Genomic DNA, 13,797 nt, shown 5'->3' with positions numbered 1-13,797 from the left:
TAGTTTAAACACACAATCGCTTACAAGCAGCACAATTTTGACCTCCCTTTCCTTCCTCTCTCCTAAGAAGAGAGAGGCTTTAAATCTTACTCCCCTTCCCTGCTAGGGAAGGGGTTGGGGGTTAGGTCTGTATTGGACTCAACTGCAAACCGCTATAGTATGCGACTGAGGCATATTCTATTAACTTTTAATATCTTGAACAATCCGAAAACCAGCGTGCTGATAAAAATTTGGGCGGAACCAGTTGCGGTAATATTTTAAAGCTTCTGTACCATTAGTTATCCAACATCCTCCTAACATCATTTGATGTTTATCATCAAAAAAGATCGCAGAATTATCTTCATAAAGGAAATGAGGTTGATATCCTGGAAGCGGGTTTAAGTTATTACTTAACCATTCCCAAACATTCCCACGCAAATCATACAATCCCGAAGAACTTTTAGCTGTTTCTAACATCCCAACGGGACTAGGGGAGCCAAATTTTAAATTGAGATTATAATTTTCTACATCATCTAATAAACTATTACCATAAGTTGCTAAATGGTATTCTGCTTCACTCATTAAACGAGTATCTTTCCCTTGCCAACGACAATAAGCCATTGCTTCATAATGATTGACTTCCACAGGCCAATCTAGCGGTAAGTCAATTTCATCAAACATAGCTCGATATTTGTAGCTACCATTTTCATGTAACCAAAATTTAGGACATTGAATACCGTATCGAGTTTTCCAATTCCAAGATTCTTCATCCCAATATTCTTGATTTTCGTAGCCACCAGCCTTGACAAAATAGATAAAATCAGCATTGGTAATCAGATATTTACTGGCGAAAAAGGGTGCAACTTCAACAGTGCGATCGCCATAATCAATATCCCATCCATAAGTTGAATCATCTAAGGCTTTACCAAGTTTTACTACCCCACCAGCAACTTTTATCATTTCGTTCTGAGGAGTGTAACCATTAAAAGGAGCATATTGCCAATTTTGAGGACGTTTCACTCTCTCAATTGGTAGTTGGCGAATTAACATCGAAGAAGTTTCAATGTGAATACGCTGGTGTTCCATCCCCATCATTAATGCCCAAAGGGGATGATTTGGATGAATTGGCAGAATAATTGGGATGGTTTTAATTACTTCAGAAATTACAGAATATGCTTGTTTTCGGTACTCCCAAGTTTGTGCAACTTGTGGCCATTCCAAATGAGCGATCGCTGCATTTAACTCCTCTGGTTTTTCTGGATCTACTCCAATTTCAAACAAAATTTCATACTCTGGATTGAGGCGTTTTTCTAATAATCCGACCTGAATTAATTTATTGATGTAGAAAACAGCCGAATGTCCCAGATAAAAAATTAGAGGATTTCTCAAAGGGTCAGGATTGAGATAAAATGTCTCTTCCCCGACTAGACTTTTCAATAATATATCTTCCAATTGCCAAGCATTCTCAAAGTAATCGAGGAGCGCTTGGTTATTACAACTATCAAGTTTTGGAGGTTTAGCAGATTGTAGACTATTCATGGTCTAATTCCTATTAGTGAACAATGAAACAAATTAATTATCTATAATTTCGATTTGATTCCTGAATTTACTTGCATAAGTAAAAAATACGGAAAAAAACAATAGATATGTACTGAGTTTTTTGAAAAAACAAATATTAATCTTATCGGATGTATTAAACACAATAGGATTTAAGGAGAGATCAAATAAGATTCTTAAATATGACAGATTTATTATTTAATAGCAATACTTATTATTTAATATTAGTTATTTAAATAATACTAAAACTGCATCGATTTAGTGTGGTAAGTCTGTAGATTTGAATAATTTCATACTTGTTGAATTAATCAAACTCTCAGTCAAGAAATAATTCAGTGGTAATCAATATAACTATATGATTGAATGTAAAGACTTTTGATACTATTACCAATGAAAAATTACAACTCTCTAAAGAGGGTTTTATTTGTCTTAAATTATTTAAAATTAAGTGAAAAATAATTGTAGGTTGAATAGCAAAGCCCTTACTACAAACCTTTAATTGTTTACGTTGTCCTACTTAGGTGGGTAAAATAATGACTACAACTTTGCAAGACGCATCTCCAATTATCATTGCCCATCGAGGTGCTAGCGGCTATCGTCCAGAACATACTTTAGCTGCTTATGAATTAGCGATCGCACTTGGGGCTGATTATATTGAACCTGATTTAGTTTCCACTAAAGATAGTATTTTAATTGCTCGTCACGAAAATGAAATTTCTGAAACCACCAACGTTACAATTCATACAGAGTTTGCTCACCTGCAAACCACTAAAATAATTGATGGCGAATCAAAAACTGGCTGGTTTACTGAAGACTTTACCCTAAAAGAACTGAAAACACTACGAGCTAAAGAGCGAATTCCCCAACTGCGATCGCAAAATACCACCTATGATGGACTTTTAGAAATCCCCACACTGCAAGAAATTATCGATTTAGTCAAGGTTAAAAGTGGCGAAATTAATCGGACGATTGGCATTTACCCAGAAACTAAGCACCCAACTTACTTTCAATCTATTGGGTTAGCCCTAGAACCACCCCTACTTGCAACTTTAACAGCCAACGGTTATCAGGGAGCTAACGCACCTGTTTTTATTCAGTCTTTTGAAGTCGGTAATTTACAAGATTTATCCACAAAGACTGATTTACCTTTGGTGCAATTGCTGAATAACAGTGGTAAACCTTATGATTTTGTCGTTAGCGGCTGCGATCGCACTTATGCAGATTTAATCACAGCATCAGGTTTAGCAGAAATTGCCAAATATGCACAGGCGATTGGGATTCATAAAAATTTACTGGTTCCTAGAGACAACAATGGTAAATTGCGATCGCCTACATCATTAGTGATAGATGCTCATGCGGCTGGTTTGCTGGTTCATGCCTGGACTTTCCGCAATGAAGACTGTTTTTTGCCACTGGATTTTCAAGGAAATCCTCAAGGTGAATATGAACTATTTTTCAGCTTAGGTGTTGATGGCGTATTTAGCGATTACCCAGATACAGCAGCTTGCCACCGTACTCTTCAGTGGTAATTTGGTAAGGGAATAGAAAATCACGGCAAGGTAACATGGTTTTACTTAAGTGGAAATCCTGTATAACAGCAATAACTTTCACCGCAATCAGTCTGACTGCATCCAAGTCGGCATTGGCGGTATCTTTATACTCACTTACTGACTTAGGCAATCTTACAGGAGAAGCCTACAGTTATGCTACAGACATTAATAACTCAGGTGAAGTAGCGATTAATTCTTTGGACAGTTCTTTTTTTTACAGTAATGGTTCTGTCAAAAAAATTAGTCCGTTGCCTGGTGATAATGTACTTGCAGTGAGTGGTATCAATAACTTGGGGCAAGTAGTTGGTAATTCCATCGGTAAGACCGACGGTGATAATAACGTCTTTATTTACAGTGATGGAACAACGCAAAATACCGGTCTTAAAGGCATTCCTTATGCTATCAATAACTCAGGTGAGGTGGTTGGCGGTACAACTGGTGGCGGTATATTCCCAAAACTTGCCTTTCCCAACGGAGCCGCTTTCCTATACAGCAATGGTACGACGACTATTATTAACAATAATTTAAAAGAAAATTATGTTGCCTATGGCATAAATAATCTAAGTCAGGTAGTTGGCATTTTCGGTTCTTCCGGCCGAGCCTTTTTATCCGACAAGGGTGTAATCACTAATCTCGGTACCCTCCCTGGTGACAGGTACAGTCAAGCAAATGATATTAATGACTCAGGACAAGTAGTTGGTAGTTCGGGACTGACTGGCGTAAATGATAGTCGTGCTTTTCTGTACAGTCCCAACACAGGACTCCAAGACCTCGGTAGGTTACGTCCTACAGATTTGTTTAGTACTGGTTTGGGGATCAATAATTTGGGTCAAGTAGTCGGGTTTTCTGGCACTAACAATAACTTTTTTGCCGCAGATGGCAATGGTTTACGGGCTTTTCTTTATAGTGATAAGACTCTGTACGACTTAAATAACCTGATTGCTCCTGGTTCAGAGGATGGCTTTACCTTAACAGCGGCATCTGCCATTAATAATAATGGACAAATTGTCGGTCGTGGTGCAGTTAATGGTGAATTACACGCCTTCCTCTTGACACCAATCTCATCTGTCTCTGTAGCTGAACCGACTTCAGGCTTTCCTATCTTGTCGTTCGGTGCTGGTGTAATTTTATTTCCAGCACTTAAGCGCAAACGTCACTCAAAAAGTGCAGCCATACAATAAAGAAGTTAATGCAATAACTTCAGGCAGACAAAATGATTACTTGGGAATATGGATTTATAAAAATGCTCGTTGAAAATTCTTGAGGATATGTCTCTAAGCCATGCTTCGAGACACATCTCTACTTTAGGCAAGGGATGACATCACTTAAGTTGTTCTTGATTTTCACAAACTAGTCATCACCTGAGCTAATTGATTAGATAAATCAATTACAGACTCCTGGGATTTTTTAAATAAAACTCCAGCTAAAAAATAATAATCGCCAGAATAAAATGCCATCTGATTTTTTTGGAGTTTTTCGATGTGCTTCTTTACCTTGGGGTCAGAGCTATAGTAACCGAACTTTAAAGGTAACACCATGAAGTTTTGAACATAATAACCATTTTGTTTTGCTATGTTCAACGTATTGATTGGGTTAGAAAAGCTAGATATTAAAACCAATACATTTTCATAATCTAACGATAAAAGCTCATTGGTAACTGTAGCTCCATCTACACCCCCAAATAAAAGTGGCATATAAATATCGTTATCTGGTGCGGGTAGATAGGGCGGATTAGCTACAAGATACTCGGCATCGGGTTGAGAAGAATTAAACAAAGACGAATTGTGGATGATGTATTTATTAGTGAGATTGTATTCATCAATGGTTGAATTTGCAACTTTCCATGCAGAAGTATTTAATTCAAATCCCTGGATGACACCATCAAAGTTGTTTCTTAATAAAGAATTAATTACAGGGCTACCATCTCCTGAACCAAACTCCACAATAGATTCGGAATTTTTACAATTTCTGATAACAAAGCTTTCTAAGCAGTTTGAGTAGAAATTAGATTCTTCTGGGCAAAAAAAGATATCTTTCATTTGATTGCACTTCCAGGTGTAAGGTATAATCAATGTAATAGGTGGTTGTCTATTACCTTGTATTCAGGCAATAAAAAGTTTTCCTTTAGCAATCCTTTGCTAAAGAAATCTGAGCGCAAGTGAATTAGCAATAAAATGATTTAAAGATGTCAAATTAAAAGGCTAATAATAACTTGCTATTTTGATTTTTTAGATTGCTCATAGGAATAAGGCGGCTTATTCTGCTTCGCGTATCGATCGCACAACAGCCGTCCCGGCGCGATCGCTCATGAGTTTCTGCTGATCGTACCCAAGCAGCAATTCCCATGCATCATTGGGATATCGTTCTGCTAATGGCAAAGCCACATCATCTAACATCCAACGGCCGTGGCGTTCATCTTCCCTGATGTGTAGTTCCCAATAACCCACTGCTACTTCTGAAAGTAAGAGCCGTTGCGCCGCCACCATATAATTTTTGTAAACCGCAGGGCCAGCCACCTCAAAATAGGTCAAACCGCCGCTATAACGCAGGAAATAGCGTTTGCGCTCAGTCATCAAAAAATTATGATTGGTAGAAGCCAAAACTTCCCAAGGTACTAAATCGAAATATGCCTCTGGTTCAGTGTTCATTCCAAACTCAGCAAGCATTTGGGCAAAAAAAGTAGAGTGCTTGCGAGATAAACGACCATTGCCGTATTCTTCTATTAATACTCGCATCAGCGTACATTGCACTTCATTAGCAACACCACCCAAAATGCGGGAAAGATGACTAGCTTCAACCAAGCCATCAAAGGAGCCGATCGCTAGCAGGTGACGATAGCCAGATTCAGTCATTTCCTCACGAATGTAGCGGCTACTCTGTGACAAAAGCGGATCTAAATCGGCAGATGTGCGCTCAATTAGAGCTTGTTTTACATCTAATTGTTGCAGTGCAGCCACATCGAATTGTGCCAGTTCCCACTGTTGCCAAGCAGCTTCAATCTGGTCGCGACATGAGGACAAGTAAAGCGATCGCTCATTGTTATAATGCCGCAAATCGTCGTACCAAAACAGCTTTAGCCGATTAATTCGATAAAGTATCCGTTGAAGAAAACGGTGAGCCTGTTCATCAGAGCGATCGTTTCCATAAGCAGCCTCAATTGCCATAGAGAGCGCCTGTTCAAACTCACTGGCTATTGAAGGTTTTGCATCCAGTTGACGATCCAAATCCTCCATTGCTAGCAGTTCTATAAATTGCTTCTCAGCACGGTCGTACTTGGTAATTGTTTTTTCTTCAGTTGGGGTGCTATTTTTCGTAGCCCCAGCATTAGGAAATATAAGTAAATTGCTTTGCATGAAATCTTCGGTAGCTTTAGAAAAGTGATAAATTACTTTCACCTCTAATATCTAGGTTTCCACACCAGTAGCTTTCTGTACCTCTTTCCCTGGTTATAGAGAAAGATTAAGTTTTGGGGCATTGGGCATTGGGAATTGGAAAGAGGACTTGGAGACAAGGAGAATTGGGGACAAGGGGAAAGAGTTGTTGTAAGTTCTAAACTTTTGTCACCTTGTCACCTTGTCCCCTTGTCCCCTTGTCCCCTTGCTTCCCCTGCCCCTCTGCTCCCCTGCCCCCCTGCTCCTGCCTCCTGCCTCCTGCCTCCTTGCACCCCAACCCTACGGTACTTGCGTCCGTTGCTCGATTGTCTTACTGGGCGGAATCTGCTCAAGAGGAATCAGTGCTTCGATTACCGACTTCACAATTGGCGCGGCGACAGTAGAACCATAAGCACTTTCTCCTTTTGGCTCATCCACCAGTGCAAACACTACATAGCGAGGAGATTCCACGGGTAAAATAGCCACGAAACTGGTCATTCTCGCACCCTTGATGTATCCGCCATTGGGACTAGCTTTTTGGGCTGTACCAGTTTTACCAGCAATGCGATATCCCGGAATTTGTGCCGGCTTACCGCTGCCTTGAGTAACAACAGTTTCCATCATTTCCACAACCTTTTGAGTTGTTGCGGTTGAGAAAATTTGCCGGGGGATAGTGTGAGTGGGTGAATCATGCATCTGCCCTTTGCTATCAATCAACCCGCGAACTACATGGGGTGTAACTAACTTACCGCCATTAGCTAAAGCACCGTGCATTTGCACTAGCTGTAAGGGTGTCATAGAAAAGCCTTGTCCAAAGGAAGTAGTAGCTGGTTCAATTGGCGAAGCGATAAATTCTTCTTGACTTTTGAGCCTTCCGCCGACTTCAAAAGGCAAATCTGTATCAACTTTTTGTCCTAGCCCTAAGCGTTCTAACCAGTTGTAGTAAATTGAAGGCTTTAAACGTTGGATAATTTGCACCATGCCAATATTGCTAGAATATTGCAAAATCTGAGCGATGCTGATTCGCCCATTACCATTATTCATCGCATTTTTGATGGTGTAATTAGCGACTCGAATCGAACCGGAGTCATTAAACATATCATCTGGTTTGATGATGCCATTTTCCAGAGCGATCGCCACATTCAAAGGCTTAAAAGTCGATCCCGGTTCATAAAGATCCGCTACTGTCCAATTTTTAAATAGTGAAATATCAGATTTAGCATATTCATTAGGATTATAAGTAGGCTGAGAAACCAGGGCGAGTAAGGAACCATCCAATGCATCCATGACAATTACCGCTCCACGTTTGGCGGCAAATTTCTGCATCTGTTGTTTGAGCGCAATCCGAGCAATTCGTTGCAGACGGCTATCGATAGTCAGTTGTAATCGCAAATCGTCAAAATGCAAAAAACCTTCGGGCGCCCGGTCTGGCATCAAGGTTCCATTTCCCGACCGACTGAGCCGCACCGTTTGCACAGGACGTTCTAGCAACTTCTCTTGAGAGTATTCCACACCAGCTTGACCGCGACGGTCAATGTCCACGTAGCCCACCACATCAGCAACCAAATCGTCTGGCGGATAATATCGGGAGTATTTTTGAGCCCACTCCAAGCCATTTAAGCGCAAAGAAATGACGCGATCGATAATTTCTTCTGGTAAGGCTGGCGCAAGTATAATTCCGCTTCTTTTGCTTTGAAAAGTTTTCACCAATTCAGCAGTGTCTTTTGCCAAAATTGGGGCAAGTCGCTCTGCCATATCTTCATTAGACTTATCAAACAGCTTGGGATGAGCATACAAAGTATATACAGGGCGGTCAATAGCCAACAGATCGCTATTGCGATCTACCACTGGGCGACGGGGCATAAAAGGTCGCACATTCACCATTTGCTGATTGCGTGCATACTCAGTTAACTTTGGCCCCTTGACAATTTGTAGATTATACAAGTTAATAGCCAACCCCAACCCTGATGCCATTAATACGCCCCAGACGATGAACAGTCGCGACTTAGTGTTGGATGTTTGGTCTTGCATATTAGAGGCTAATTTTCCCAAAAGCCCTCGTTTATCACCCTTGTGTCGCCCTGTAAATTTTGGATTCCGAAACTTTCTGAATTTTGTTTTGCTTGGTGACTTCTGCATTGGGTTCGTCCTTTGTCTTTGTCTGTTGCCTTTTGTGATTAACCAGAAGTCTCAGTCCTAATGACTAATGACAAATGACAAATGACTCTTAGAGATTAGTATCCCAGTGGCGAGAGTGTTTGCGGTTGGGTTTCAGAATTTGGCGTTGTGTTAGGCGATGCTGATTTAGGACTCCCAGATGCAGGAGGCAAGAAAATCATCCCTTCAGGAGTTGGTGATACCAGCCCTGCTGTTGGTTGTTCTGCTTCATTAGCCATTTTATTTTTCAGCGTCGCGTTGGTTGTCGTTAGCAGCCGTTCATGACGTTGGAGGCTTTGCAGTCTGCGATATGACTGACCCCAAAGCTCTTGAGAATAGACTGTCCAACCATAAACAGCAAGTGTCGATGCTACTAACAAGAACGCCACAACTGACGAATAACGATGAAAAGTATACAAGCGCAGCAACCACAAAGGTGCAGCTCCAGAATTAGGCATTGTGGGAAGCCCAAGAAAACCTTCCTCCGGACTCTTTTGCTTCGCATTCAACTGTTCATTGAGATTTGGTAATTGTTGTCTACCCAATTCTTTCACCGATTTAGCTATAACTGCCTTATTTGTGGGAGAAACCGCTAAATTTTTCGAGGAACGCTGTTGTCTTGAAGACGATACTGGTATAGAAGCACTCCCTGCTGCTGACTCCATAGGCGCAGAACGTCGCCTTCCTAAAGAAAGGATAGAATCTCGCCGGAACCAATTACCCCTTGTAGAAACAGTAGATTTACGAGCAACTACCATAAATTTTTAAATTTTTTAGATGGAAAATACTGCACTTTTAGATTGATTGTCTGTTTTGCTAAGGTTTAAATTACCTTCTGTACAACCAGCACACATCACAGACTATACCCTTTTAACTTTTCTGATAGGTAGCTGTATCAATGTTTGCATCCCCTAGATATGCAATGTTTGCAATTAGCGATTAGAAACTGGACAGCTTACCTTTTAGGTATCGCACCTAAAGTATGGCAACCTCAGGTAGCCAGATGCAATACTCTGTGAAAAAAATAAAATTTTTTGCTATCATAGCTCCGTTTGCTAAATAAGTTGGTATTTTTCGTTTTGCTCCTGAGTTAAGAGAAACTAATCAGGATACGTAATTCCAAAAACAATACCCCAAAGGATTGTTTTTTTTAAGTATGTAATCTCGCAGAATTTAAAAAAAGCAATAAATACGGTATCGTATTCAACAGGCGAAAAATTATTCTAGCCACAATTGGTGAAAGAGGAGTTATGAAAACAAAAATCTTTGGTTTTGCTTTAATGTTAAGTCTGGCTGCAATTCTTGGGGCCTGTGAAGGTGGTGGTGGTGATGGTGCTGGTACTGCTACTCCAGCCGCTACAGGTGAACCAACTGATGCACCTGCTGTTAAGACTACTCCTGCCGCTACCCCCGCAGCGACTCCCGCAGCGACTCCTGGAGCGACTACTCCCGCTAAACCTAAATAAGGCATCTTAAACTTTAGTTTAAATCGCGCCCAGAACTACTTAGTGACAGCATTCCTCACTACATAGCTCGAAGTATCACTCGAATTAATTGGGTTCACGAGAAAACCTCATTTTTATGCTGGTTTATCAGAGCCGAGAGTTTGCTCAAATATCAACTAAGTAGGGCAGGAAATAAAGGATACTGAGTGCTGAGTGCTGAGTTTCTAGTTCCGAGTGCTGAGTTAAAAGACCGCCCACGTTCGCGCAGCGTCTCGCAGAGAGGGGCGGGGCTTTTGCTATACTGCGAAAGTACTGAGTACTCAACTTCAAAACTCAGCACTCAGCACTCAGCACTTAAGTATGGTAAAGAGGGTTATGTCCTCTACCAAGTGTCCTTGTGAAAGTCCCGCCCGCTCAAACCTTGTTCTCAGTCCAAGGGAGTTGAGTTAATCTAAGCTATTCATTTGGCATTTTAAATTACTTATACTACTGAGTTGTGAGAGGGTAAAATAATTTATCGCGATCGCTGGCAATTGCTCTTGAGCATTCCTGTAGTCTATTCCGGATCAGAAAGACTTGGAAATCTCCCTTGATATTGCCAGATTTTTATTGGGAAAATTTGGGTATGAAAAAAACAGATTTTCATCCTGCGTTGCGAACGTAGTTCAGGAGATGAGGAGAGTTAAAACGAGAAAATCTATAAAATTACTGAGCTTAATAGTAATTAGTGCTACTTTGATTTTTTTAAGTAACTATTGGAGATCGGCAGTAATAGCATTACCGCCACCAGAGGATACCCCAGAAGAAATATTACGGACAAAGATTATTATAGAAGCGCGATCGCCTATTGATGGAAAATCCCTAACAGCTGCCGAATATATTCAATTACAAGCGCAGCTCCAACTTGCCCCGCCCCCAAAATTAGACCCCAAAATTCGGGAACAGATTTTCTTGCTTCGTATACGTAAAACGTTACTCCAGTTTTTCCCATTTTTAAATTTTTGATAAATTCGTCATTAGTCATTAGTCATTTATCCAATGCCCAATGCCCCATGCCCAATGCCCTATTATGATGTAGGATAACGGTGGCGACAAAATTGCAAATAAATGTAAAGAATATATATAGATATTAAAAAAGTAGATTTAGTCAATCACGTTATTTCACTTAGGTAGCTTCATGTCCATGACCACGATCGCCCCTGAACAGGTTAACAGCATCGTTTGGAATCAGCATAACGATCCCTTTGAAATACTAGGTTCTCATCCTATAGAGCAAGACGGCAAAACTGTCTGGGCTGTACGGGCCTACCTACCAAATGCAAGTGCAGCATGGGTCGTTCTTCCTGAACAACGTAAAGAATACCCAATGCAAACAGTGCATCATCCCCACTTTTTTGAATGCACGATTGACACTCCAGAACTGGCAAACTACCAGTTACGGATTAAAGAAGGAGAACATGAGCGTGTCATCTATGACCCTTACGCTTTCCGTTCTCCCAACTTGACAGACTTTGACTTGCATTTGTTTAGTGAAGGCAACCATCACCGGATATATGAAAAACTGGGAGCGCACCCTACGGAAATAGGCGGCGTTAAAGGTGTTTATTTTGCTGTTTGGGCACCTAACGCTCGTAATGTTTCATTATTAGGAGATTTCAACCTCTGGGATGGGCGTAAACATCAGATGCGTAAAGGCCGCACTGGAATTTGGGAATTATTTATTCCTGAAATCGGTGTGGGAGAGCATTACAAATATGAAATCAAAAATTTTGAAGGACACATTTACGAAAAATCCGATCCCTACGGTTTCCAGCAAGAAGTTCGCCCGAAAACGGCATCCATTGTCACTGATTTAGATGCTTACAGTTGGAGTGATGAAAACTGGATGGAAAAGCGGCGTCACACTGACCCCCTAACTCAGCCAGTTTCAGTTTACGAAGTGCATTTAGGCTCTTGGTTACACGCTTCGAGTGCAGAACCAGCTAAACTTCCCAATGGTGAAACTGAACCAGTAGTCGTCGTTTCTGGACTAAAGCCGGGCGCACGCTTCCTTACCTACCGAGAACTAGCTGACCGACTCATTCCTTATGTCAAAGAATTAGGATACACCCACATAGAAATGCTGCCCATTGCGGAGCATCCCTTTGATGGTTCTTGGGGTTATCAAGTAACTGGTTACTATGCCCCTACCTCGCGTTTTGGCAGACCCGAAGATTTGATGTATTTTATTGACAAATGTCACGAAAATGATATAGGGGTAATTGTAGATTGGGTTCCTGGTCACTTCCCCAAAGATGGACATGGTTTAGCTTTCTTTGATGGTAGCCACCTGTACGAACACGCTGACCCCCGCAAAGGCGAACATAAAGGATGGGGTACTTTGGTGTTCAATTACGGTCGCCATGAAGTTAGTAATTTCTTAGCAGCAAATGCTCTCTTCTGGTTTGACAAGTACCACATTGACGGGGTTCGTGTCGATGCTGTTGCCTCGATGCTCTATAACGACTATTGCCGCGAACCAGGAGAATGGCTGCCCAATCAGTACGGTGGCAGAGAAAACCTAGAAGCAGCAGATTTTCTACGTCAGGTAAATAACATTATCTTTAGCTATTTCCCCGGTGTTCTCTCAATTGCTGAAGAATCCACTTCTTGGCCAATGGTATCTTGGCCTACCTATACAGGCGGACTGGGTTTTAACTTGAAGTGGGATATGGGCTGGATGCACGATATGCTGGATTACTTCAGCATGGACCCCTGGTTCCGCCAGTTCCACCAAAACAATATCACCTTTAGTATGTGGTACAACCACAGCGAAAACTTTATGCTAGCCCTGTCTCACGATGAAGTCGTGCATGGCAAGAGCAATATCATCGGTAAAATACCGGGAGATACATGGCAAAAGTTAGCTAGTGTGCGTTGTTTATTTACCTATATGTTTGCTCACCCAGGCAAGAAAACCATGTTTATGAGCATGGAGTTTGGGCAGTGGAGTGAGTGGAATGATTGGACAGATTTGGAGTGGCATTTATTGCAGCATGAAGCCCACCAACAGTTAAAAACGTTTTTCCACGATTTGAATTATCTTTACCGTTCTGAACCAGTTTTGTACACCCAGGATTTTGCCCAACCGGGGTTTGAGTGGATTGACTGTAGCGATAACCGCCATAGTGTAGTTGCCTTCATGCGTCGTGACAAGGATTCTGATGATTTTGCGATCGTGGTTTGCAATTTTACACCACAACCCCATTCTCACTACCGCATCGGTGTACCGCAAAAGGGATTTTATACTGAGTTGTTCAATAGTGATGCACGTCAGTATGGCGGCAGCAATATGGGCAACTTGGGTGGCAAATGGACGGATGAGTGGTCTTTGCACAGTCATCCTTATTCACTGGATTTATGTTTACCACCTTTGGGCGTGTTGATTCTCAAGTTGGATAAGAAGAAGACTGCTGAGGTAATTGGATAACAATTTGGGGTGGGGCGATGCCCCATCCTAAAGATAATTTCGCTTATTCACAGCTACTCAACTCAGTTCTCTAAGAGGATGTCTGAGAAGTATTAAATATTTCGTCCGATCCCCCCTAGCCCCCCTTGAAAAGTGGGGAAAACTTCTAAAAGTCCCCCTTTTTAAGGGGGATTTAGGGGGATCTACAAGTCTCGAATACAACACTAAAAAGTTTTCAGACATCCTCTAATAGACTCTGGTGAAATTAAATATGCGTTATTACCTTTGTA

At 41.3% G+C, this 13,797-nt stretch carries 10 protein-coding genes; 5 read left to right on the top strand and 5 right to left on the bottom strand.

Annotated features, from left to right (window positions below):
* Positions 1-180: 180 nt before the first annotated feature.
* Positions 181-1,518, bottom strand: a complete 1,338-nt coding sequence (ovoA, locus tag RMX89_RS05680) for a 5-histidylcysteine sulfoxide synthase (protein WP_322688222.1) — start codon at positions 1,516-1,518, stop codon at positions 181-183.
* A gap of 551 nt (positions 1,519-2,069) precedes the next feature.
* Between ovoA and RMX89_RS05675 the strand changes: the two genes are divergently transcribed.
* On the top strand, positions 2,070-3,065 hold the full coding sequence (locus RMX89_RS05675; RefSeq protein ID WP_322688221.1) for a glycerophosphodiester phosphodiesterase: 996 nt from the start codon (positions 2,070-2,072) through the stop codon (positions 3,063-3,065).
* 35 nt (positions 3,066-3,100) lie between these two features.
* Entirely contained in the window at positions 3,101-4,267 is a 1,167-nt protein-coding gene (locus RMX89_RS05670; protein WP_322688220.1) for a DUF3466 family protein, read from the top strand.
* 162 nt (positions 4,268-4,429) lie between these two features.
* Here RMX89_RS05670 and RMX89_RS05665 read toward each other — a convergent pair whose 3' ends face one another.
* The 4 genes from RMX89_RS05665 to RMX89_RS05650 all read right to left on the bottom strand — a co-directional run bounded on the left by RMX89_RS05665 (position 4,430) and on the right by RMX89_RS05650 (position 9,372).
* Positions 4,430-5,125 carry an SAM-dependent methyltransferase gene (locus RMX89_RS05665; protein ID WP_322688219.1) on the bottom strand — a complete coding sequence of 232 codons (696 nt, stop codon included), beginning with the start codon at positions 5,123-5,125 and terminating at the stop codon, positions 4,430-4,432.
* 216 nt (positions 5,126-5,341) lie between these two features.
* A complete protein-coding gene (locus RMX89_RS05660; protein WP_322688218.1) occupies positions 5,342-6,439 on the bottom strand; it encodes an iron-containing redox enzyme family protein in 1,098 nt (365 codons plus the stop codon).
* A gap of 318 nt (positions 6,440-6,757) precedes the next feature.
* Positions 6,758-8,596, bottom strand: coding sequence for a penicillin-binding protein 2 (locus tag RMX89_RS05655; RefSeq protein ID WP_322688217.1), 1,839 nt, complete (start codon positions 8,594-8,596; stop codon positions 6,758-6,760).
* Between the two features lie 95 nt (positions 8,597-8,691).
* Entirely contained in the window at positions 8,692-9,372 is a 681-nt protein-coding gene (locus RMX89_RS05650; protein ID WP_322684754.1) for a hypothetical protein, read from the bottom strand.
* Between the two features lie 492 nt (positions 9,373-9,864).
* Here RMX89_RS05650 and RMX89_RS05645 point away from each other — a divergent pair, with 492 nt between their 5' ends.
* From RMX89_RS05645 to glgB, 3 genes are all read left to right on the top strand, one after another.
* Positions 9,865-10,080 (top strand): hypothetical protein, encoded by a 216-nt coding sequence (locus tag RMX89_RS05645; protein WP_322688216.1) that lies wholly within the window; start codon positions 9,865-9,867, stop codon positions 10,078-10,080.
* 651 nt (positions 10,081-10,731) lie between these two features.
* A complete protein-coding gene (locus RMX89_RS05640) occupies positions 10,732-11,064 on the top strand; it encodes a hypothetical protein (RefSeq protein WP_322669538.1) in 333 nt (110 codons plus the stop codon).
* Between the two features lie 172 nt (positions 11,065-11,236).
* Positions 11,237-13,528, top strand: coding sequence for a 1,4-alpha-glucan branching enzyme (glgB, locus tag RMX89_RS05635; protein ID WP_322688215.1), 2,292 nt, complete (start codon positions 11,237-11,239; stop codon positions 13,526-13,528).
* The last annotated feature ends 269 nt before the right edge of the window (positions 13,529-13,797 follow it).

It is taken from the genome of Nostoc sp. DedSLP04 (assembly GCF_034530775.1).
Lineage (GTDB): Bacteria > Cyanobacteriota > Cyanobacteriia > Cyanobacteriales > Nostocaceae > Nostoc.
The sequence above is the reverse complement of the archived record's forward strand: the minus strand, read 5'-3'. Positions and strand labels throughout refer to the sequence as shown.

Bases quoted from the DNA above. Each gene is read 5' to 3' on its own strand.
- ovoA (WP_322688222.1), bottom strand. From the start codon at position 1,518: ATGAATAGTCTACAATCTGCTAAACCTCCAAAACTTGATAGTTGTAAT.
- RMX89_RS05675 (WP_322688221.1), top strand. From the start codon at position 2,070: ATGACTACAACTTTGCAAGACGCATCTCCAATTATCATTGCCCATCGA.
- RMX89_RS05670 (WP_322688220.1), top strand. From the start codon at position 3,101: ATGGTTTTACTTAAGTGGAAATCCTGTATAACAGCAATAACTTTCACC.
- RMX89_RS05665 (WP_322688219.1), bottom strand. From the start codon at position 5,125: ATGAAAGATATCTTTTTTTGCCCAGAAGAATCTAATTTCTACTCAAAC.
- RMX89_RS05660 (WP_322688218.1), bottom strand. From the start codon at position 6,439: ATGCAAAGCAATTTACTTATATTTCCTAATGCTGGGGCTACGAAAAAT.
- RMX89_RS05655 (WP_322688217.1), bottom strand. From the start codon at position 8,596: ATGCAGAAGTCACCAAGCAAAACAAAATTCAGAAAGTTTCGGAATCCA.
- RMX89_RS05650 (WP_322684754.1), bottom strand. From the start codon at position 9,372: ATGGTAGTTGCTCGTAAATCTACTGTTTCTACAAGGGGTAATTGGTTC.
- RMX89_RS05645 (WP_322688216.1), top strand. From the start codon at position 9,865: ATGAAAACAAAAATCTTTGGTTTTGCTTTAATGTTAAGTCTGGCTGCA.
- RMX89_RS05640 (WP_322669538.1), top strand. From the start codon at position 10,732: ATGAGGAGAGTTAAAACGAGAAAATCTATAAAATTACTGAGCTTAATA.
- glgB (WP_322688215.1), top strand. From the start codon at position 11,237: ATGTCCATGACCACGATCGCCCCTGAACAGGTTAACAGCATCGTTTGG.